This is a genomic window from Streptomyces sp. NPDC002574, from assembly GCF_042889545.1.
In the GTDB taxonomy this organism is placed as follows: domain Bacteria; phylum Actinomycetota; class Actinomycetes; order Streptomycetales; family Streptomycetaceae; genus Actinacidiphila.
This window is the reverse complement of record NZ_JBIARB010000015.1, coordinates 176215-196154: the sequence shown is the minus strand read 5'-3', so window position 1 is coordinate 196154 and position 19940 is coordinate 176215. Positions and strand designations below refer to the sequence as shown.

The 19940-nt window shown below is 72.1% G+C and carries 20 protein-coding genes; 5 read left to right on the top strand and 15 right to left on the bottom strand.

Annotated features, from left to right (window positions below; genetic code table 11):
- Window positions 1-134 precede the first annotated feature (134 nt).
- Window positions 135-875, top strand: coding sequence for an SOS response-associated peptidase (locus ACFYXS_RS32625; protein WP_389254738.1), 741 nt, complete (start codon window positions 135-137; stop codon window positions 873-875).
- Here ACFYXS_RS32625 and ACFYXS_RS32620 read toward each other — a convergent pair.
- The 4 genes from ACFYXS_RS32620 to ACFYXS_RS32605 all read right to left on the bottom strand — a co-directional run bounded on the left by ACFYXS_RS32620 (window position 870) and on the right by ACFYXS_RS32605 (window position 5011).
- Complete coding sequence (locus ACFYXS_RS32620) at window positions 870-2069, bottom strand: cytochrome P450 (protein WP_389254736.1); 1200 nt, start codon at window positions 2067-2069, stop codon at window positions 870-872. The two genes, ACFYXS_RS32625 and ACFYXS_RS32620, sit on opposite strands and share 6 nt — an antisense overlap.
- A gap of 31 nt (window positions 2070-2100) precedes the next feature.
- Complete coding sequence (locus ACFYXS_RS32615; RefSeq protein WP_389254734.1) at window positions 2101-3474, bottom strand: NAD(P)/FAD-dependent oxidoreductase; 1374 nt, start codon at window positions 3472-3474, stop codon at window positions 2101-2103.
- Window positions 3464-3670, bottom strand: coding sequence for a ferredoxin (locus ACFYXS_RS32610; RefSeq protein ID WP_389254732.1), 207 nt, complete (start codon window positions 3668-3670; stop codon window positions 3464-3466). Before ACFYXS_RS32610 ends, ACFYXS_RS32615 begins: the two co-directional genes overlap by 11 nt.
- A 129-nt stretch (window positions 3671-3799) precedes the next feature.
- Complete coding sequence (locus ACFYXS_RS32605; protein ID WP_389254730.1) at window positions 3800-5011, bottom strand: epoxide hydrolase family protein; 1212 nt, start codon at window positions 5009-5011, stop codon at window positions 3800-3802.
- Between the two features lie 107 nt (window positions 5012-5118).
- Between ACFYXS_RS32605 and ACFYXS_RS32600 the strand changes: the two genes are divergently transcribed.
- Window positions 5119-5547, top strand: a complete 429-nt coding sequence (locus tag ACFYXS_RS32600; protein WP_389254728.1) for a hypothetical protein — start codon at window positions 5119-5121, stop codon at window positions 5545-5547.
- Between the two features lie 97 nt (window positions 5548-5644).
- Here the strand turns inward: ACFYXS_RS32600 and ACFYXS_RS32595 are convergent, their stop codons facing one another.
- The 6 genes from ACFYXS_RS32595 to ligA all read right to left on the bottom strand — a co-directional run bounded on the left by ACFYXS_RS32595 (window position 5645) and on the right by ligA (window position 12957).
- Window positions 5645-6013, bottom strand: coding sequence for an SH3 domain-containing protein (locus tag ACFYXS_RS32595; RefSeq protein WP_389254726.1), 369 nt, complete (start codon window positions 6011-6013; stop codon window positions 5645-5647).
- An 18-nt stretch (window positions 6014-6031) separates the two neighbouring features.
- The gene (locus tag ACFYXS_RS32590; protein ID WP_389254723.1) at window positions 6032-6511 is read right to left on the bottom strand and encodes a hypothetical protein; all 480 of its coding nucleotides are present in this window, start codon (window positions 6509-6511) and stop codon (window positions 6032-6034) included.
- Between the two features lie 482 nt (window positions 6512-6993).
- The gene (locus tag ACFYXS_RS32585; RefSeq protein ID WP_389254721.1) at window positions 6994-9252 is read right to left on the bottom strand and encodes a PQQ-binding-like beta-propeller repeat protein; all 2259 of its coding nucleotides are present in this window, start codon (window positions 9250-9252) and stop codon (window positions 6994-6996) included.
- A gap of 237 nt (window positions 9253-9489) precedes the next feature.
- Window positions 9490-10026, bottom strand: coding sequence for an NUDIX hydrolase family protein (locus ACFYXS_RS32580; RefSeq protein ID WP_389254719.1), 537 nt, complete (start codon window positions 10024-10026; stop codon window positions 9490-9492).
- 306 nt (window positions 10027-10332) lie between these two features.
- Window positions 10333-10806, bottom strand: a complete 474-nt coding sequence (locus ACFYXS_RS32575; RefSeq protein WP_389254717.1) for a carboxymuconolactone decarboxylase family protein — start codon at window positions 10804-10806, stop codon at window positions 10333-10335.
- Window positions 10807-10938: 132 nt separating this feature from the next.
- Window positions 10939-12957 carry an NAD-dependent DNA ligase LigA gene (gene ligA, locus ACFYXS_RS32570; protein WP_389254715.1) on the bottom strand — a complete coding sequence of 673 codons (2019 nt, stop codon included), beginning with the start codon at window positions 12955-12957 and terminating at the stop codon, window positions 10939-10941.
- Window positions 12958-13240: 283 nt separating this feature from the next.
- On the opposite strand from ligA, the gene ACFYXS_RS32565 reads away from it, so the two are divergent.
- Window positions 13241-14242, top strand: a complete 1002-nt coding sequence (locus ACFYXS_RS32565; protein WP_389254713.1) for an acyl-CoA desaturase — start codon at window positions 13241-13243, stop codon at window positions 14240-14242.
- A gap of 126 nt (window positions 14243-14368) precedes the next feature.
- On the opposite strand, the gene ACFYXS_RS32560 is transcribed toward ACFYXS_RS32565, so the two are convergent.
- Both ACFYXS_RS32560 and ACFYXS_RS32555 read right to left on the bottom strand, forming a co-directional pair.
- Window positions 14369-14911, bottom strand: coding sequence for an EF-hand domain-containing protein (locus ACFYXS_RS32560; RefSeq protein WP_389254711.1), 543 nt, complete (start codon window positions 14909-14911; stop codon window positions 14369-14371).
- Between the two features lie 177 nt (window positions 14912-15088).
- Window positions 15089-16378: an MFS transporter gene (locus ACFYXS_RS32555; protein WP_389254709.1), complete on the bottom strand. Its 1290-nt coding sequence runs from the start codon at window positions 16376-16378 to the stop codon at window positions 15089-15091.
- Between the two features lie 63 nt (window positions 16379-16441).
- On the opposite strand from ACFYXS_RS32555, the gene ACFYXS_RS32550 reads away from it, so the two are divergent.
- Window positions 16442-16834, top strand: coding sequence for a MerR family DNA-binding protein (locus ACFYXS_RS32550; RefSeq protein WP_389254707.1), 393 nt, complete (start codon window positions 16442-16444; stop codon window positions 16832-16834).
- Window positions 16835-16862: 28 nt separating this feature from the next.
- Here the strand turns inward: ACFYXS_RS32550 and ACFYXS_RS32545 are convergent, their stop codons facing one another.
- Window positions 16863-18302, bottom strand: coding sequence for an MFS transporter (locus tag ACFYXS_RS32545; RefSeq protein WP_389254705.1), 1440 nt, complete (start codon window positions 18300-18302; stop codon window positions 16863-16865).
- Window positions 18303-18431: 129 nt separating this feature from the next.
- On the opposite strand from ACFYXS_RS32545, the gene ACFYXS_RS32540 reads away from it, so the two are divergent.
- A complete protein-coding gene (locus ACFYXS_RS32540; RefSeq protein WP_389254703.1) occupies window positions 18432-19082 on the top strand; it encodes a TetR/AcrR family transcriptional regulator in 651 nt (216 codons plus the stop codon).
- A 36-nt stretch (window positions 19083-19118) separates the two neighbouring features.
- Here the strand turns inward: ACFYXS_RS32540 and ACFYXS_RS32535 are convergent, their stop codons facing one another.
- Together ACFYXS_RS32535 and ACFYXS_RS32530 are read right to left on the bottom strand one after the other, a co-directional pair.
- Window positions 19119-19295, bottom strand: a complete 177-nt coding sequence (locus ACFYXS_RS32535) for a hypothetical protein (protein WP_389254701.1) — start codon at window positions 19293-19295, stop codon at window positions 19119-19121.
- A gap of 4 nt (window positions 19296-19299) precedes the next feature.
- On the bottom strand, window positions 19300-19788 hold the full coding sequence (locus ACFYXS_RS32530) for a DUF3293 domain-containing protein (RefSeq protein WP_389254699.1): 489 nt from the start codon (window positions 19786-19788) through the stop codon (window positions 19300-19302).
- Between the last annotated feature and the right edge of the window lie 152 nt (window positions 19789-19940).

The following is a 19940-nucleotide window of genomic DNA, read 5'->3' as shown; positions in this document are numbered from 1 at the left end:
TGAACGCCACCTGCTGACCCCACTCGGCCGCGCCCCGGTGACCCCTCACCCGGGCGCGGCCGAGCCGCTCAGTCCATAGGGGGCGCGGTGACGCGGTCACCGCGGCTGTCACAGGGGCGTGGCAGGGTAGGGGCATGTGCGGCCGCTACGTCTCGACCCGACGTCCCGAAGACCTGGTCCAGCAGTTCCAGGTCACCGAGTGGAACCCCGAGGCCTTGGTGGCGCCCAACTGGAACGTCGCGCCGACCGATGACGTGTGGGCCGTTCTGGAAGGCGTCGACCGGGGGACCGGCGCGCTGGAGCGGCAGTTGCGGCCGCTGCGGTGGGGGCTGGTGCCGTCGTGGGCGAAGAGCCTGAGTGCGGGCTCGAAGATGATCAACGCGCGGGTGGAGACGGTGCACGAGAAGCCCGCCTACCGCCGGGCCTTCGCCAAGCGCCGCTGCCTGCTGCCGGCCGACGGCTTCTACGAGTGGCAGGCCGTCGCGGCGACCGGGACGACCAAGGCCCACAAGCAGCCGTACTTCATCAGTCCCGAAGGCGGGCACGGGCAGGGTATGGCCTTCGCGGGGCTGTACGAGTTCTGGCGCGATCGTGAGATCGCCGGCGACGACGAGCCGGGCGCGTGGTGGACGACGTGCACGATCATCACCACCGAGGCCACCGACGCCGCCGGCCGTGTCCACCCGCGGATGCCGCTGACCATCGCCGCCGCCGACTACGACGCCTGGCTCGACCCCGAGCACCAGGACCCCGACGGACTCCGCGCCCTCCTCACCGCCCCCGCCGAGGGTCACCTGGTCACGCGCCCGGTGTCGACCGCCGTCAACAGTGTCCGCAACAACGGCCCCCACCTGCTGGATCCCGCTCCGTCATAGCTGCACGGCCAGGTGGCGGGGGCCGCGGAGCATGGCGTTCTGCCGGTAGGGGGGCGGGTCCTCGACCAGGTGGGCCGAGCCGAGGTGGGGGAGGAGCGCGGCCAGCGCGGCCTCGGCCTCCACGCGGGCCAGGGGCGCGCCGTAGCAGAGGTGGACACCGCTGCCGAAGCCGAAGTGCTCGTTGTCCTGGCGGGTGGGGTCGAACCGGTCGGGCTCGTGGAACCGCTTCGGGTCCCGGCTTCCCGAGGCCAGCGCCAGGACGACGGACGTGCCCCGGGGGATCGTCGTGCCGGCGACGTCGAGGTCGGCGAGCGGGATCCGCTCGCGCATGTGGACCGGCGGCTCGTAGCGCAGCAGCTCCTCCACCACCCGCGGCAGCAGGCCGGGTTCGCGGCGCAGGCGGTCCAGTTCGCCGGGTTGGCGCAGCAGGGTGAGCACGCCGTTGGTGATCAGGTTGACGGTGGTCTCGTGTCCGGCGATGAACAGCAGAACGGTCGTTTGGGCGAGTTCCTCGGTGGTGAGCCGCAGGGCGGGGTCGGGTTCGTTCACGAAGTCGGAGAGCATGTCCCCGGTGGGGTTGCCGCGGCGCTGTTCGGCGAGGCCCGTCAGGTACGCGCCCATCTCCTGCCGGGCCTGGAGGCCCTTCCGGGCCCGTTCGGCCGCGTCACCGCCGGGACCGATGTCGGCGGACGCGACGATGGAGTCGGTCCAGGCCTGGAGCAGCGCCTCGTCCTCGTGCGGGACGCCGAGCAGACGGCAGATCACCGTGACGGGCAGCGGGTAGGCGAAATCGTCGACGAGGTCCATCCGCCGGCCCGGCCCGAAGGCCTCCGCCAGCTCCTCGGTGAGCCGGGCGATGTCGCCGCGCAGGGCGTCGATCCGGTCCGGGTTGTGCGGCGGCCCGAACGGCCGCATGGCCGAGTCGCGCAGCCGCTGGTGTTCGGGGTCGTCGAGCCGCAGGAACGGCGGTTTCGGGGCGTCCTCGGGCGCGGACGGGGTGAGGCGGGAGCGCGGGTCGGCGCTCATCCGGGGGTCGTGGAGCAGCGCGGCGATCTCGTGGTAGCCGCCGATGAGGTAACTGCCGTCCGCCTGCCGCACCACGGGGCCGGCCTCGCGCAGTTCCGCGTACAGCGGGTAGGGGTCGGGGCGGTTCGCGTAGTCGGTGATCCGTGCCAGCAGGGTGTCGGAGTCCATGGTGGCCCCTCGTGGTCGGGCGGGACGTGGGTCAGTCGGTGGGCTGCACCACCGTCAGCCGGCGATCGGGCAGATGACCGGTGAGCGTCACGGTCGGGCCGTGGGAGAGCCCCTTCGGGTCCGGCACGTCGGACGGGATCGGGATGTCGGCCGCCATCGCGCGGTCCGCGGCGCCGGGCGGGGGCGGGAACGCGGAGGCCGTCTCGATCAGGTGCCGGTAGTAGTCCAGCGACTTGGCCATGTCGACGGTGACCGCGGCGGTGACCCGCCCCCGGTAGCCGTAGACCACCGCCAGCCGGCGCGACTCCAGGGACCCCTGGGCGATGACCACGTGGTCGGAGTACATGGGCACGCCGACCGACTTGATGTTGAGCCCGAACTGGGTCGACCAGAACGTCGGGACGGCGAGATGCGGGCGGCGCAGCGGTCCCGGGCAGACCATGTTGTGGGCCGCGATCCCGGCCTGCTCGACCGCGTTCCCCCAGTGCTCCAAGGAGAGCATCTGGTACCCGAACAGCGGGTGCGGGAAGCGGGAGACGTCTCCCGCCACGAAGACGTCGTCGGTGACGATGCCGTACCTGGTGAAGGCCCGGCACCCGGCGTCGCAGGCGATGCCGCGCGGACCGGCCGCCAGCCCCGACTCCGCCAGCCATTCGACGTTGCGGACGGCTCCCAGGGCCACGACGCACACGTCCGCGTCCACCCGGCTGCCGTCGGACAGGTCCGCACCGGTGAACCGGCCGTTCCCGTCCCCGTGCAGGGCGGTGACCGTCACTCCGCAGCGCAGGTCCACACCGTGGTTGCGGTGCATGACGGCCGCGAGCTTGGCCAGCGTGCCGCCGAGCGCGCCCACCAGGGGCGCGACGCCGCGTTCGGCGACCGTCACGTCCAGTCCGCGTTCCCGGCAGGCCGAGGCGATCTCCGAACCGGTGAAGCCGCCGCCGATCACCAGCACCCGGTCCGGTCCGGCGGCCAGCCGCTCCGCCAGCGCCGCGGCGTCGTCGCGGGTGCGCAGGGTGAACACCCCGTCCAGGGATGCCTCCTCCGGGTTCGGCCAGGGCCGGGCCCGGGTCCCGGTGGTGATCAGCAGCCGGTCGTAGGGCAGGGAGTCGCCGTCGGCCAGCAGCACCCGTTTCCCGAGCGGATCCACGCCGGTGGCACGCACGCCCAGCCGCCACTCGGCGTCCGGGTCCCGGCGCATCGGCAGCCCCGTACTGTCCGCCGGTGCTCTCCCGAGCAGCACCTGCTTGGACAGCGGCGGCCGGTCGTAGGGCGGACACGGTTCGTCCCCCACCACGGTCAGCGACCCGGTGAAGCCCTCCTCGCGCAGCGCCTCCGCGGCCCTCAGCCCGGCGAGCGACGCGCCGACCACGACGATCCGGCCGTCCTGCGGCTCACCGGGCACCGGCGCCCACCCCCTCGCCCGCGAGGATGGCCTGGACCGGGCACGCGGCCGCGGCCTGGCGCACGCGTTCGGCCTGGTCGTCCGGGACGGCCGGGGAGTACAGCAAACCCTCTCCGTGCAGCTCGAACACCTTCGGCGCGAGGAAGACGCACTGCGCGTAGCCCTGGCAGCGCGTGAGGTCCACAACCATCTGCATGGCCCGTCACTCCCTGAGTCGTACCGGGCCCCCTTCCTTTTCTACGCCGGTGCCGGACCCGGCGCGCGCTGCACGCCCATTGCGGAAAGTGACAGGACGTACACCCTACGTGTTCTCCAGAGTCGGCGCCTACGCGGAATCGCGCTCGGACCCCGCCTCACGCAGTTGCCGGAAGAACGCCCGGATGTCGGCCACCAGCAGGTCCGGCTGCTCCATCGCCGGGAAGTGGCCACCGCGGTCGAAGCTCGTCCACCGCACGATGGTGTTCGTCCGCTCCGCGACGTGCCGCACGGGGATGAAGTTGTCGCGTGGGAAGTCGGCCAGGGCGGTCGGCGCCGTGGACGGTTCGGGCGGCGTGCCCCAGTAGTCGGCGTGCGCGCGCTCGTAGTAGATGCGGGCGGACGAACCGGCCGTGCCGGTCAGCCAGTACAGCATCACGTTGGTGAGCATCCGGTCCCGGTCGACGGCGTCCTCCGGACGGTCCCGCGAGTCGGTCCACTCCTTGAACTTCTCCGCGATCCAGGCCAATTGACCCACCGGTGAATCGACCAGTGCGTACGCCAGCGTCTGCGGCCGGGTCGACTGGATGTCCGCGTACCCCTGACGGTCGCGGGTCCACGCCCGGAGCCTCTCGGCGGAGGCCGCCGCACGCTCGCGCTCCGCCGGGCCCAGCCGCTCCCACTCGGCCGCGTCGGACTGCTTCGCGGACGAGTCCGGCAGCAGGTTCAGGTGCACGCCCACGACCCGGCCGGGCCGGGTGCGGCCGAGCTCCCGCGACACCGCCGCTCCCCAGTCGCCGCCCTGCACCCCGTACCGCGCGTAGCCCAGGCGCTCCATCAGCACCGCGAACGCGGCCGCCACGCGCCGGTACTCCCAGCCCGTCTCCTTCGTCGGCCCCGAGAATCCGAACCCCGGGATGCTGGGAAGCACGAGGTGGAACGCGTCGCGGGGATCGCCGCCATGGGCGCGCGGGTCGGTCAGCGGACCGGCGACCTCGGTGAACTCGACGATCGATCCCGGCCAGCCGTGTGTCATGAGCAGAGGCGTCGCGTCGGGCTCCGGCGACCGGATGTGCGCGAAATGGACGTCGGCCCCGTCGATCGTCGTGGTGAACTGCGGCCACTCGTTCAACCGGGCCTCCGCGGCACGCCAGTCGTACTCGTGCCGCCAGTACCGCGCGAGCTCCCTGAGGTAGTCGCGCGGAACGCCGTACGCCCAACCCACGCCGGGCAGTTCGTCCGGCCAGCGGGTCCGGTCGAGCCGCTCGTGCAGATCGTCCAGGTCGCCCTGGGGGATGTCGACACGGAAGGGGTGAATGCTGTCGTCGGTCAACGTCGTCACGGCTGCGATGCTATGCGTCCCGGCCCTGCTCGGCCGGGCCTTCAACGGGGCGTGTTCCGGGCGGGTGTTCCCGCGCGGCGAACGCCGGGAGGAATTCCGGCGGCGGAATGCGAAGCCCTCTGCCGACCCTTGTGGTCGGGGTGCTGTTCCTCGCCGTGGGCGCGGTGCTGCTGACCATGGCGGTGCGGGACGCTCTCGAGTTCCGCGACGGTGTGCGCACGACCGGAATCGTCCGGGAGCACTACCGGGGCGCCGAGAACGATCGGCTGTGGGTGACCTTCAGCACGGCGAACGGTGTGGTCACCCGTCCACTGCCTCGTAGGACCGACCTCAGGGCGGTGGACGACGGCGACCCCATCGCCGTTGTCCACCGGTCCGGGCATCCGCAGGAGGTCGTCGCGGCGCGGGACATCGAAAAGGGGGCGCTGCTGGTCCCGTCCGGGTTCGTCGTCGTGGGCCTGGGTCTCGCCGGCTTCTCGGGTCCGGCGCTGTACGCGGAAAGGAAGCGCCGCACGCGTGATGGTGTGGGCTCCTGAAAGGGGTCGTGCGGCTGCCGGGCGCGGGCGCGACGAAGGCCCGCGCCTGGGCGCGGGCCGACGTCGTCGCCCGGTGAGGGCCGGGGTGGCCGTTACGTCAGAAGCCGCACGACACGTAGGACCCGTTGTTGGGCAGCAGGGAGTCCTTCACCCACCCGGAGCGGTCGTCGTGCTGGTCGTAGAGGTACGTCCAGGTGCCGTTCTGGCCCGACGTCCAGCAGTAGTAGATCAGGACATCCTGGTTGTCCGCCCAGCCGACGACCGAGCAGTTGGTGCTGGACCCGTTGCGGATGTTCGCGCTGACCCCGGCCGGCATCCTGACGTCGGTGCCGTCGGCGATGATTCCGGCGCGGCCGCAGGAGGCGTTCGCGGACGCCGTTCCGGCCGTGCCCACCACCAGCCCCGCCGGCACGGCGAGCACGCCGACCGCCAGTGCCGCCAGCTGTGCCCGTTGCGTGGTTCGCATGGCTGATCCCCTCGGTGCTCAGAAGCCGGACGGAGGCGTGACGTTGGTGCTGACGTTGCCGTACGAGGAGCTGGATCCGTAGGCGATGCGGATGAAGATGTTCGTGGCCCGGCCGTTGAAGCTCGCGGTCTTCGTCGTCCAGACGCCGTTGCACTCGCTGGCCTGCGCGCTCGACCCGGAGGGCGACAGGATCACGTTCGACTTGGCGCAGACGCCGTCGGTCCTGGCGTCGAGCAGCTGGAACTTCACCGTCTGCCAGTAGGAGCCGTCGAAGATGTTCTTCCCCCACGTGACGGTGCAGCTCTGCAGCCGCGCGTGGGTCGCTCCCGCCGAGTCGTTGACCCACAGCGAGGCGCAGCCGACGGTCTGCGTGCGGTCGCCCGTGTCGGCGGCGGCCGTGCTCGGTGCGATCGCGGCACTCGCGAACATCGTGGCCAGCGCCAGGCCGGAGGCGGCGGCAGCGTTGGCCAGAGATTTTCGCAAGGGACGTGCGGACATGGTTCCCCCTGGTTGGATGGCGCGTACAGTGATTGTGTGGCCGGCTTGGCGGGCGCGACTGCGGCGACCTCGGGGCCACCGAGTCGAGCCTGTGTGCGAAGCGCCGCAAGTTTGTTCCAGGCGTCTTCGGACAGCAAGGGACCGTGTACCGCACATTGACGTGTTGTGACGACCGAAGCCGGTTCGGAACACCGTCACGCGGCGCTCGGGCTCCGTACTCCCTGCCCGCCGCGGCACCCCCGGCTCCGGTCGGCCCCGCCGACGCCGGACCGGGACCGACCACCGTGTTTCCGGCTCATGGCACTTTTCCGGCAGATCACCTTCCGCCCGGCGCGCCGTTCCCGCCGGGGCCTTCGGAGCCGGCGGGCCGCCTCTCCGGTCGTGCCGCAGGGCACCGGACGTGATGGCTCGTTCTCGCCGCGGTGGTCGAGCCGACGTGTCCGGGCCCGCCCTGGCGGGGGCGGGCCCGGATCGTCCACCGCCTACGGCAGTTCGACGCCGGTCACCAGGCCGTTCTGGTTGCCGACGACCAGGACGTCGCCGACGACCGCCGGAGTGCTGAAGCAGTACACCAGGCTGTGCTGCAGCCGGCCCTGCCGGGAGCCGTCGGCCAGGTTCACCCCGAGCAGCTTGCCGTCGGCCGACTGGGCCCAGGCAACGCCGTCGGCGATCACCGCACCGGCGTTGAAGACACGGACCGCCAGGTCGGTCTTCCAGCGCACCGTGCCGGTCGCCAGCTCGACGCGCGTCATGACGCCGACCTCCGTCGTGAACAGCGCGGTGCCGTCGCCGAGGACGAGGGTCGGCGCGTACATGGCGCTGCCCGCCAGCTTCCAGCGCAGCGCGCCGGTGGCCGCGTCCAGGCCCCAGGAGCTGGAGACCGAACCGACGACCACGACGCCGTCGCCGACCGCGACGACGTTGTCCCAACCGCTGTAGAGAGCAATGTGGTTCTCGGTGCCGGTGGCCATGGAGAACGACCACAGCGGCGCACCGGTCACCGCGTCGTGCGCGCGGGCCAAGCCGTCGTCGGCCGCGGTGAAGACGCGGAGGCCGTCGCTCGCGGCACGGCCGGAGGAGAAGCCGCGGCCGGGCACCGACCACAGCACGTTCCCGCTCGCGGCGTCCAGCGCGAACAGCGTGCGGCCGGCCGAGACGAACAGCCGCTCCTGGCCGTCGACCTCGGTCACCAGGGGAGCGCTCAGTACCGGCGCCCCGGCGTCGAAGGCCCACTTCTGGCGGCCGTCGGCGGCGTCGAGGGCGTAGAGCCGGTGGTCCGCGGACGGGACGAAGACCGTACGGGAGGCGGCGTCGACCGCGGGCAGGCGGTAGACCGGTCCGACCTGCGTGTGCCACACGCGGCTCGCGGAGGAGCGGTGGCGGGGCCGCAGGGCGACCACGTCGCCGCTGCTGGAAGCGATGACGGCGGTCTGCTCGTCGCCGGAGCCGACCCTGGCGATGCCGCCCTGGACCGAGCCGGGCAGCTGGTACTCCCAGCGGGGCTTCGGGTCGGCGGCGCCGCGCGCCACGTCGAACAGGGCGGTGCCCTCCCACCAGGTGCCGTCGGCCGCGGTCACCTGCAGGCGCAGGCGCTGGGTGCCGGGGACCACGGAGGAGACGTCGACGCTGCCCTCCCACCGCCGGTCCGAACCGGCTTCGGGGGCGAGCGGCTTCCAGGCGGGGGTGGCGGCACCGCCGAAGACCGACTGCGGGTAGAGGTCCACGGCGACCTGGGCGGGGGCGGCGTCGCCGTCCAGCCGGACGGAGACCGGCAGCAGGCCGTCGGCGACCGTGCCGAGGCGGACTCCGCGCGGGCGCTGCGGGCGGCCGAGGCCGTCGCCGGCCAGGGGCATGTCCGCGACGGGCACCTCGGTCTCGGTCCCGTCGGCGGCCACGTTGACCCGGCTGACCCGCAGCACGGGCGTGCCGTCGGCGGCCGCGGTGCGCTCCACCCAGTAGTAGAGGGCGCCGTTGCGGACCGCGTTGAGGCCGATCTGGGTGAGGCCGTTGAACCGGCTCACGACCTCCTTGTGGATGTGGCCGGCGAAGATGCCGCGCACGTCGTGGTCGGCCAGGAGGTCCAGGACGGCCGGCTGGTCGTCGACGTAGTAGAAGGTGTTGCCCATCGGGAAGTGCTGGAAGAGCACCGCGGGCGTTCCCGGACGCAGGCTCTTGAGGTCGGCCTCCAGCCACTCCAGGCCGCCGGGGCCGAAGTGCCCGGGCTCCTGCAGGACCTGGGTGGGGTCGAAGCCGATGAAGTGCACGCCGCCGGCGTCGAACGAGTAGGGCCCCGGGCCGAAGTGGGAGTGGTACTGCTCCTTGGCGGACGGGTCCCACCGCACGTCGTGGTTGCCGGGGGAGTAGTGCATCCGGCCGTGGAGGGCGGCGGGCAGCACCTCGGCGTAACGGTCGAACTCGTCGGGACGGCCGGTGTCGGTGATGTCGCCGCAGTGCAGCACGAGGTCCGGGGTGCGAGCGGCTATCGAGGCCCACACCTGGGTCAGGTACACGGTCGACTGCGGTGTGTCGACGTTCACGTGAGTGTCGGTCACCAGCGCGAAGCGCAGGGGCGCGTCCGGCTGGACGGCCGGTGCGGCGTTCGCCGGTGCGGCGCCCAGCAGGGAGGCGAGTCCGGCCGAGGCGAGCGTGCCGCCGGCGAGACCGAGGAAGCCGCGGCGGCCGACGCCGGTGTGGTGGCAGGCGTCGTGCGTGGAGCCGGACGACACGGGCAGATCAGACATGTAAGTCCCGACGGTGCGAGGCGCGGATGCGCCAAGGTGCAAGATCGGAGACACGCTGGTCCGTCCCGGCAACACCGCCCTGGATGTAAATGGTCCTTACATGGAACATCGGATGTCCGGACCGGATCACCGGTCCGGCCGGTTGGCACCGGGGTTGCCGCCGCGAGGGGGGTTCGGGGGGGGCGACGAAGCCGCCGCCCCCGGTGCTCACGGACCCCGCCCGCACCGCCGCGGAGGTCAGGACAGGCAGCCCACGTGCGCGAGGGCCTGCTTGAGCAGGATGCCCTGGCCGCCCGGCATTTCCTGCTGCAGGTGGGGCGACGACGCCTCCTGAGGGGTGAACCAGACCAGGTCGAGAGCGTCCTGCCGCGGGTGGCAGTCGCCGACCACCGGGACGACGTAGGCCAGGGAGACCGCGTGCTGCCGGGGGTCGTGAAAGTGGGTCACCCCGTGCGTCGGGAAGTACTCGGCGATGGTGAAGGGCTGCGGGGAGGCCGGGATGCGGGGCAGCGCCATCGGCCCGAGGTCCTTCTCCAAGTGGCGGATGAGCGCCTCACGGACGCGCTCGTGGTGGAGGACCCGGCCGGAGACGAGGGCGCGGCTGACGGTCCCGTCCGGCCCGATGCGCAGCAGGAGACCGACGTGGGTGACTTCTCCGCTGTCGTCGACCCGGACGGGCACGGCGTCGACGTACAGGATCGGCATACGTGCGCGGGTCAGCTCCAGATCCTCGGGAGACAGCCAGCCGGGCGTGGTTTCGGTCTTGTCGGCCATCGGGTGATCGTACGTGGAGAACCGGCCGATCGGGGAGACCGTCGGCGTGCCGCGGTGCCCCGTGTATCGGCTGCTCACGTCACGTGATGCCCCGGCGCCGAACGGGCGGTTCCCCGGGCCTGTCGCCGCCTGCCGCTCACAGGGGAGGGGCGAACGGATCGGCACCGGACGTCGGCGGCTGCCCGCTCGACCACACCCGCGGGAGCGGCCCGCGACACCCTGGGTACCGCTCCGCGGAGTGGTACCCGGGGTGTGTGCCGCCGCCGCTGGCGGAGCCGGGCTCCGGCAGCGGTCACTGACGTGCCGTCAGTGGTACTGCCCGACCTGGTAGTCGCCCGCGGGCTGCTGGGTGATGACGTTCCCGCGGTTGAAGGCGTTGATGACGGCGATCTGGGTCACCAGGGCGGCGAGCTGGTCCTCGTCGTAGTGCTTGGCGGCGTTGGCCCACACCTCGTCCGGGACGCCGCCGGCCGCGTCCGCGATGCGGGTGCCCTGCTCGGCGAGCTCCAGCGCGGCGCGCTCGGCGTCGGTGAAGACCGTGGCCTCGCGCCAGACCGCGACCATGTTGAGGCGTACGGCGGTCTCGCCGGCCGCGGCCGCGTCCTTGGTGTGCATGTCGATGCATCCGGCGCAGCCGTTGATCTGGCTGGCGCGGATGTTCACCAGTTCGCGGGTCGCGGCCGGCAGCGTCGACTCGGCGAGCGCCTGGCCCGCGGCGATGATGTGCTTGATGGCCTTGGCCGCGACCGGGCTGGCCATGATGTTCAACCGAGCTTCCATGGTGCACTCCTGTGTCGTTGCTGGCGGTTACGTCTCTTGGACGGAACAGCCCGGCACGCTGTGACATGGACGCATGTGACGCGCGTCTCAGGACGAGGCCGGCGGCCGGTGACCAAGGCAGCCGACGGCCGGTCAGGGCAGGAAGTCGGCGAGGAGTTGGGCGAACTCCTCCTCGGTCACCACCTTGACGTCCAGCTCCTTGGCCTTGGCGAGCTTCGAGCCGGCCTTCTCCCCGGCGACGAGCAGCGTGGTCTTCCGGGAGACGGTGCCCGACGTCGTACCACCGGCCGCGAGGATGAGATCGCTCACTTCGGTGCGGTTCTTTCCGGCGAGCGCTCCCTTCATTCCGCCGGTGACCACCACGGTCTCGCCGGTCAGGGGACCCCCCGCCACGACGGGGGCGGGCGGCTCGGTCATGGTGACTCCGGCAGCGACCAGCTTGTCGATGACCGGACCGAGCGCGGCGATGTGCGCGGCGATCTTGGGCGCGTTGGCGGCGGGAAGCTTCGGCACCCTGGCCAGAGTGTCGGCGTCCGCGGCGCGTATCGCGTCCATCGTGCCGAAGTACCGTGCGATCTCGCGGGAGAGCGTGCGTCCGGTGCGGACCACACCGAGGGCGCAGAACACGCGGTTCAGCGGCTTGGCCTTGGCCGCCTCGATCTGCGCCAGCACGGTGTCGGCACGCTTCTCGCTCCTGGTCGCTTCGACCAGTTGCTCGCGGCCGAGAGTGAACAGGTCGCCGACGTCGGCGACGGCCCCGCTGTCGGCCAGGGCCTCGATGAAGGTGGTGCCGAGACCGTCGATGTCGAGCTGGTCCCGGCCCACGGCGTACCGCAGCGCGGCGAGCAGCCCGCAGCCGCCGCCCGTGCCGCCGGCACACTCCCAGCGCTCGCCGGAGGCGTCGATGTCGCCGCCGCACTTCGGGCAGGCCTCGGGCAGCTCGATCGGCGTCTCCGCGCCGGTTCGGAGGTCCACCACCGGGGCCTCGACGCGCGGGATGATGTCTCCCGCCTTGAAGACGCTGACGGTGTCGCCGATCATCAGTCCGCTGTCGCGGATGAACCGGGGGTTGTGCAGTGTGGCGTAGCGGACGATGCTGCCGTCCACTTCCACGGGCTCGAGTTCGGCACGCGGGGCGATGATGCCGGTGCGGCCGACGTTCCACTCGACGGCCAGCAGCTTCGTCCGGCGCTCCATGGCCGGAAGCTTGTAGGCCGTGGCCCAGTGGGGGTGGCGAGTGGCGAGACCGGCCTTCTCCTGCTCGGCGACGGCGTCGGCCTTGATGACCACGCCGTCGATTCCGAACGGCAGTTCGGCACGCAGAGCGGCGATCTGCTCGACGCGCCGCTGCACCTCCTCCAGCGTGGCGCACACCTGGAGCCCCACCGGCGTCGCGGACGTGGTCTGCACCCCTGTGGCCGCCACGGCGGCCATCATCGCCGCGTGCGTGTCACCGGTCAGGCCGACGACGCCGTAGGCGTAGAAGGTCGTCTCGATCACGTACGGACGGTCCTTCGCGCGGAGCGTCCCGGCGGTGCCGTTGCGCGGGTTGGAGAAGACCTTCGCGCCGTGCGCCCGCCGGATGGCGTTGGCGTTGTCGAACTGCTCGCGCGTGAGCAGCACTTCGCCGCGCACCTCGAACGACAGCGGTGAGGTGAGCCGTGCGGGCAGACCCACGACGGAACCGATCGCGTGGGAGATGTCCTCGCCGTGCGCGCCGTCGCCACGGGTGACCAACTGCGTCAGCCGACCGTCCACGTAGCGCGCGGCGATGGCCGCCCCGTCCAGCTTGGGTTCGGCGACATAGCCGCCCTGCACCGGGCCGCCGAGCCGACGTTCCACGGAGGCGCCCCACTTGACGAGGTCCTCGGCGCTGAAGACGTTGTCCAGGGAGAGCATGGGCACCACATGCGCGACATCGCCGGTGGGCGCCGCCCCGCCGCCCACCTTGCCCGTGGGGGAGTCCGCCCGCAGATGGTCCGGGTGCTCCAGCTCGTAGGCGCGGATCCCGGCCGCCAGCAGATCGTAGGCGGCGTCGTCGAGGGGGCTGGTCCCGTCACGGTAGTAGGCGGCGCACGCTCGCAGGGCCGTGTCCACGGCGGAGTCGTAGTCGTCCCGGGAGGCCGGCGGTGCGGCGATCACTGTCGTCATGCGCTGCATCATGTCGCGGGGGTCTGACACCCGGTCCGTGCGCGGGAGGTGACCGACGGCGCGGGTGGGCAGGCTGGGACGGGTGCAGTGCCGCGAGGCGTGTCAAGCGAATTTCGGTCCCGCGCCGTTCACACCCTGGACATCGGCGACGACCTGCGCCGATGCCGTCCGGTGGGATTCTGTGCCTGGGCCGGCGAGTGCGTTTCAACGTGCGCACAGGTGCGCATGATCCCGGTCGGTCCGGCACCACCTCCGAAATGGCTCGAGCAACGGCGAGGAACCCATGAACCCGAGCGACGCTGACCGCGCTGAACAGGTCGTCGCCGAGCGCGACGCCGAACCCGCGGCCGAGGCCAGGCCGCTGCTCGACGCCCCGCAGACGTCCGCGGCGGGGGTGGCGATGTGGCTCTTCGTTGTCGGTCCGCCGCTCGCCCTCATCGCCGTGGTGCCGTTCGTGTGGGGATGGGGCCTGTCCACGCTCGACATCGGCATGGCGGTGGTCGCCTACCTGGTGTCCGGGTTCGGCCTCACGGTGGGTTATCACCGTCTCTTCACGCACCGCTCCTTCAAGGCGCGGCGCGGCCTGCGGATCGCCCTGGCCGTGGCGGGGTCCCTGGGTGTCGAGGGCTCGCCGGTCCAGTGGGTGGCGAACCACCGCCGCCACCACGCCTTCGCCGACCGCGAGGGCGACCCGCACTCGCCGTGGCGCTACGGCTCCGACACCCGCGCGCTCCTCAAGGGGCTGCTGCACGCCCACATCGGCTGGATGCTGAAGCGTGAGCTGAGCAACCGCGCGCGGTTCGCGCCCGACATCGCCGCCGATCGCGACATGCAGGTCGTCGGCCGGCTCTTCGGGCTGCTGACCGCCGTCTCGCTCCTGGTCCCGGCGCTCATCGGCGGGCTCGTCACCGGCTCCTGGACCGGCGCGCTGACCGGGTTCTTCTGGGCCGGCGTGATCCGGATGGCCCTGCTGCACCACGTCACCTGGTCGGTGAACTCGGTCTGCCACGTCGCGGGCAACCGCCCGTTCATCAGCCGGGACAAGGCCACCAACTTCTGGCCGCTCGCCCTGCTGTCCTTCGGCGAGAGCTGGCACAACTCGCACCACGCCGACCCCACAGGCGCGCGCCACGGCGTTCTGCCCGGCCAGCTCGACCCCTCGGCGCGCCTCATCTGGATGTTCGAGAAGCTGGGCTGGGTCCACGACGTGCGCTGGCCGAGGCCGGACCGGGTGAACGCGCGGCTGCTGTCCGGACCGGCCGGCTCGCACGAGCCCGCGGCCTGACGCGCTCGCGTACCTCGTGCTCACGCCGGCTGCCGGACGAGAACGGGGCGGACACGCGGCCACGGTCGGCGGCCCCGCACGGGCCGCCGACCGTGGCCGGGCAACGTGACGTGAAACGCGGCGTGATCAGGCGGCCGGGATGCGGCCGCAGAGCCAGTTGCCCGGCTCCACCGGGTTGTCGCTGATCCAGAACTGACGCCACAGCAGCGCGAACTCCGCACGGCTGAGGTGGCCGTCGCCGTTCAGGTCGAGCAGTTCGAAGATGCCCGTCAACTCCATGGGCCGCCCGTTCCAGGTCTCGACGAGCCTGTGGTGTTCCTCCGGGGAGATGCGGCCGTCGCCATTGGCGTCCACGGCGTCGAAGACGGTCTCCGCGGTGGCGGTGACGTCCGCGGTCATCGTGGGCAACCTGTCCACGAGCGACAGCAGTTCCCCCATGTCGACCGCGCCGTCACCGTTCGTGTCCCCGACATCCAGCAGCGCTGCCCACCACCCCATCAGCAGCGTCTCCACCCGCGCCCGCAGCTCCGTGCCGGGGCCCACTCGCGGCAGCCGGCTCCAGCGGGCGACGAGCGCCCTGAAGTCCTCCTCGCGCAGATAGCCGTCACTGTCCGCGTCGAACGCGGCGAACATCCCCTTGAGCTTGCGCTCCTGAAACGCACTGGCCACGAGCGGCCCCCTTCGACGCCGAACCGAACCATGTCCCGCCGGCGGCCGCTCTCCGGGAGGACGGCCACGACAAAACTCTAGGTCGGGGCGTGCCCCGGGCTCCACGAGCACATGTGCGCGAGTGATCACCCTCGGGCGGACCGTGGTTCGGTGCGGGACCCCCGCAGGGACCTCCTCTCAGGCGGTGCGTCTCGCGTGCTCGGCCGGGCCGTGCGCGGGCCGATGGGGCCGTGGACGGTCTGCGGAACGCTTCAGTACGACGGCGCTGACGGGGACGACGGCGATCATCAGGGCACCGCAGCCGACGAGGATCGAGGGGGCGCTCGTGCGGTCGAGGAGGAATCCGCCGAGCGCCGCTCCTATGGGTGAGGCCGTCAGCAGTACGGCGCCACGCGCGGCCAGAACCGTGGTGAGGGAGTCGGCGGGCGCGCGGTCCTGGATCAGGGTGAAGGAGAGCGCGGAGTAGGGGCCGTAGACGAGTCCGGCGAAAGCGAAGCCGATGAGGGAGGGGACTGCGGTGTGCGTGAAGGCGAAGGGGAGCATGCCGACGCCGTGGCCCGCGATGATGCCGAGCATGGCCGGCCACAGGGGAAGACGTCTGGCCGCGCCCAGCGCGAGGGCGCCGGTGACGGCGCCGATGCCGAAGGCGGCCCAGTAGACGCCGAGCAGCCCCGCACCGGCGTCGAGGTCACCCGAGACGAACAGGGGCAGGGCGACTTCGACGGGGCCGAAGGCGAAGTTGAACACCCAGGTCACAAGGAGCAGGCCGAGGAGTTCCGGTCGGTGCCACAGAATGCTCAGCCCGCTTTTGGTGCCGGTGGCCGGCCTCGGCCGTGGTGTCGCCGAATCGCGCAGGGTGGTGCGGCCGACCTGCACGGCGAGCACCGCGAACGTCATGGCGTCCAGGCCGATGATCCACACCGGGGACACCACCCCTACGAGCAGGCCGGCGAGTGCCGGGCCCGCGGTCGTCGCGCCCCACAGGCTCGTGCTGAGGACGCTGTTGGCCGCCACACGCTGGTCGGCGGGGAGCAGGGGGACGAACAGCGCGTGCTTGCCCGCCTTGCCCCAGGCGTGCAGCAGCGAGGAAGCGCCCAGGAGCCCCACGTACACGGCCGGCGTGAGCACCCCCGCCACATGCGCGACCGGAACGGCCCCCAACAGCACGGCGCGCACCGCGGAGTCGGCGACCAGCAGCCGCTGAGCGGGAAGGTGCCGTGTCCATCTGCCCAGGAGCAGTGCGCCCAGGGCGCCGGGCAGGACGTACGCGGCGACAGCGACACCGACCAGCGACCCCTGACCGCCGTCCGGCCCCAGCGTGAGCGCGAGCCACGCGACGGCGACGACGCTCATCCCGTCGCCCAGGTCCGACAGCGCGAAGACCGGCATCAGCCGCCGGAAGGTCCGGTCGGCGAACAGCGAGCGGTACGGTCCGGGCACCGGTCGTCCCGGTTGTGCTGAGAACATGCGGGTCACGCTCGTGCTTCAAGCGTGCTTGAAGTCAAGGCCAGACCGGGAAAGGGGCGGGAATTGCGGTATCTGTCCATCGGTGAGCTCGCGGACCGGGCCCGCGTGCGCGCCTCAGCGCTGCGCTACTGGGAAGAGCGAGGGCTGCTGCCCGGCGCGCACCGTGAAGGCGGGCGCCGGGTGTGGCCCGCGAGCGCCGTGCGCCGGGTCGCCTTGATCAAGATGGCCCAGCGGGCCGGGTTCACCCTCGCCGAGATCACACAGTTGCTGGCCGACGACAATTCACCGTCCGCCACCCGCCAGTGGCGGGACATGGCAGAACGCAAGCTGCCCGAACTCGATGAGCACATCGCACAGACCCAGGCCCTCCGCCAGGCGGTCGCGGACTGCCTGGAATGCGGCTGCATGAACTTCGATCAGTGCGCCCTGCTCGACGCCCCGGACGCGACCCCCTGACCTCGGGGGCCGCGTCGCGAGCGGTACGTCAGGAACGCCGCGCCGAGGGCAGGGCGAGCGCGGCGACCACGGCGAGGACGCCCACGCCTGCGCAGGTCCAGAAGCCGGAGGTGAACGCCGCGTCCGTGGGCAGGCCCTGGGCCGTGGTGTGCGAGGTGATGACGGCGGCGACGACGGCGGTGCCGATGCTGCTGCCGATCGTCCGGGCGATCGTGTTGACGCCGCTGGCCTCACCGGTCTGCGCGGCGGGCACGCTCTCGATGATGGCGTTGGACATGGCCGCGAACGCGAAGCCGATACCGGCGCCGGTGAGCACTCCGGAGACCAGCACCTGCCAGATCGCGCCGTGCCCGAGGGCGGGCAGCACAAACGCGACCACGACGCAGACCGCCCCCATGAGCATCGGCACCTTGGGGCCGAACCGGCGGTCCAGGGCGCCGGCCAGCGGGCCGAACACGATCATCGTCAGGACGGTGGGCAGCAGGAACAGGCCCGCCTGCGAGACCGACTTGCCGAAGCCGTAACCGGTCGCGGCGGGGAGCTGCAGCAGCGTCGGGACGAGCAGGAACGTGCCGAACATCGCGAAGCCGAGGATCAGTGCGACCAGGTCGGTGGCCCAGACACCGCGGACCTTCATCAGGCGCATGTCGACGAGCGGTTCACGGACCCTCAGCTCGACCGCGACGAAGACGGCCAGGGCGACCACGCCGAGCACGAGCAGTCCTACGGTCCTGGTCTCGCCCCAGCCCCAGGTCTGCCCCTTGCTGATGGCCAGCAGGAGCGAGACCAGGGCCACCGACAGGATCCCGGCGCCGAGCACGTCGAGGCGTCCCGGCGTGCGAACCGGCGACTCTTTCATCCCGAAGACGGCCCCGAGCAGCGCGATGACGACCAGGGCCAGGGGGAACCAGAACAGCCAGTGCCACGACAGGTGCTCCACGATCGGGCCCGCGGCCACGATGCCGACACCGGCGCCGACGCCGAAGATCGCCGACAGCAGTCCGACGGTGACGCCGACCCTCTCCCGCGGCAGTTCGTCGCGCACGATCCCTATCGACAGCGGCAGGATCGCGCCGGCGGCGCCCTGCAGGGCGCGGGCGACGATCAGCACGACCAGGTTCGGGGCCAGCGCGGCGAGCAGGGTCCCCGCGGCGAGGATCGCCAGGACGGCTATCAGCACCCGGCGCTTGCCCACCATGTCACCGAGACGGCCGAGGATCGGCGTCAGGACCGACGCGGACAGCAGATAGGCAGTGATCACCCAACTGGCGTTCCCAGTGGAGGCGTTCAGTTCGCGCCCGACGGTCGCCAGTGCGGGCGCGACCAGTGACTGCAGGACGGCGAAGGCCAGGCCGCCCAGGGAGAGGAACAGCACCAGCATCGTGCCGTTGGTATGCCCGCCGACTGCCTTTTCCGGTGCGCCCTTTGAGTCGGCGAGGTCGCCCGACTCCTCTACAGATTGCGTCACGAGGATCCTCGAAGTCGTATGTAAACATCCGCTGACTTGAAGCCTAGTCAGGCCGGGGGAGTGAAGTCAACGCACGTTTACATCGGTCGCCCCGTGCGGGCTACGCTGGTGGCAGACCGGAAGGAACCCATGACAGCGAGCATCCCCCCGCACCTCTCCACCCGTGAGGACCCGGCGTCGTCCGCCCGGCCGGCGCCGCAGCGACGGCGCGACGCGGCCAACACCCGGCGGCTCCTGCTCGACGCCGCCAGGCGGCGGTTCGCCACCCAGGGGTACGCGGCCACCACGGTGCGGGAGATCGCCGACGAGGCCGGCGTCAACGTGGCGCTGATCAGCCGCTACTTCGAGTCCAAGGAGGGGCTGTTCGAGGCGTGCCTGCCCACCAGCGTCGAGGAGGTCGGCCGCGCGGCGGACGCCGTGGAGGACCTGGGTCAGATCTCCGAGATGATCGCGAGGGGCGCCGCCGAGGCCGGCCCGGAAGGCCCCAACCAGGTCATGCTGATGCTCCTGCTGCGCTCGTCCGGTGACGAGCGCGCCGAGCGGTTGCGGCTCAACGTGCTGCGCGGCTACAGCGAACGCCTGGCCGCGGCGGCCGGTCGCCCCGCGGGGGACCCCGGGGACGACACGCTCATGCTGCGGGCGCAGCTCGTCCTCGCGCTCTCGCTCGGAGTGGCGCTGCTGCGTTCCTCCACCCGACTCGAACCGCTCGCCTCGGCCACCGCCGCCGAACTCGCCGAGCCGCTCCGCGACCTGGTGGACACCGCGCTCGCGGGCCGCTGAGCCGCCGCGTCCCGCGCGGGACCGGCCCACCGGCTCTCACAGGGGCATCGAGAAGCGGCGGCACACGTGGACCCGGGCGAACTCGCCGCGCACCTCCGCGGCGTCGGTGAGCCGTGCGTGCGAGAAGGAGGCCATCGGGAGCAGGCCGGGGCGACGTTCACCGATGGCGCGGTCGGGTTCCCCTGGTGAACCGCGGCGGCGCGCGTCCGCCACCGGATTAGAGGGGCGGAAGGGGAGTCGCGTGCCAGTCGGCGGTGGCGGCGTCGGGCGTTGCGGGGTCGCAGGCCAGCAGCCGCCATGAGGCGGGCGACCAGGCGAAGACGGCGTCCTGTCCGAAGTGCCGCCCCAGGGCCCGGGCTCGGGAGTCGGTCAAGCCGGTGACGGCCGCGCTGATCTCGCGGTGGGTGCCGGCCCGGTCACCGCCCACGGCCGGCCACCACCGCAGGCCGGCGGTGTGGAGCCGGCCCAAGAGGTCGTGCTGCGCCCGGAGGTTGGCCCGATCCGTGGTGGGCCGGCCGGCGGGGTTGAAGGCGGTGAGGATGTGGATCGCCCGTCCGTCGGGGAGCGGATGGGGCAGACCTGCCAGGTCGCGCGGGGCGGGGCCCGGCGCGACACGCACCGTGTGGGCGGGGAAGGCGATGTCCACGACCGCGCTCAGATAGAGCGGCCACTGCGCGGGCTGAGCGACATGACGAACGGCAGGCACGAGGGTCTCCTTCGAGAGGGACCCCCTTACCTGCCGGCAGGGAGATCGATGCGGTCAGGCAGTCGGCCGACCACCTGACGGGCGCTGATGCTCGCACAGGACGCAGGCGAAGTCCAGGTCGCGGGCCGCCTTGCCGGAGGATCTCCGAGCGG

Excerpts from the sequence above, each read along its gene's own strand:
- ACFYXS_RS32625 (WP_389254738.1), top strand. The coding sequence starts at position 135 with ATGTGCGGCCGCTACGTCTCGACCCGACGTCCCGAAGACCTGGTCCAG.
- ACFYXS_RS32620 (WP_389254736.1), bottom strand. The coding sequence starts at position 2,069 with ATGGACTCCGACACCCTGCTGGCACGGATCACCGACTACGCGAACCGC.
- ACFYXS_RS32610 (WP_389254732.1), bottom strand. The coding sequence starts at position 3,670 with ATGCAGATGGTTGTGGACCTCACGCGCTGCCAGGGCTACGCGCAGTGC.
- ACFYXS_RS32600 (WP_389254728.1), top strand. The coding sequence starts at position 5,119 with ATGCGAAGCCCTCTGCCGACCCTTGTGGTCGGGGTGCTGTTCCTCGCC.
- ACFYXS_RS32595 (WP_389254726.1), bottom strand. The coding sequence starts at position 6,013 with ATGCGAACCACGCAACGGGCACAGCTGGCGGCACTGGCGGTCGGCGTG.
- ACFYXS_RS32590 (WP_389254723.1), bottom strand. The coding sequence starts at position 6,511 with ATGTCCGCACGTCCCTTGCGAAAATCTCTGGCCAACGCTGCCGCCGCC.
- ACFYXS_RS32585 (WP_389254721.1), bottom strand. The coding sequence starts at position 9,252 with ATGTCTGATCTGCCCGTGTCGTCCGGCTCCACGCACGACGCCTGCCAC.
- ACFYXS_RS32580 (WP_389254719.1), bottom strand. The coding sequence starts at position 10,026 with ATGGCCGACAAGACCGAAACCACGCCCGGCTGGCTGTCTCCCGAGGAT.
- ACFYXS_RS32575 (WP_389254717.1), bottom strand. The coding sequence starts at position 10,806 with ATGGAAGCTCGGTTGAACATCATGGCCAGCCCGGTCGCGGCCAAGGCC.
- ligA (WP_389254715.1), bottom strand. The coding sequence starts at position 12,957 with ATGACGACAGTGATCGCCGCACCGCCGGCCTCCCGGGACGACTACGAC.
- ACFYXS_RS32565 (WP_389254713.1), top strand. The coding sequence starts at position 13,241 with ATGAACCCGAGCGACGCTGACCGCGCTGAACAGGTCGTCGCCGAGCGC.
- ACFYXS_RS32555 (WP_389254709.1), bottom strand. The coding sequence starts at position 16,378 with ATGTTCTCAGCACAACCGGGACGACCGGTGCCCGGACCGTACCGCTCG.
- ACFYXS_RS32540 (WP_389254703.1), top strand. The coding sequence starts at position 18,432 with ATGACAGCGAGCATCCCCCCGCACCTCTCCACCCGTGAGGACCCGGCG.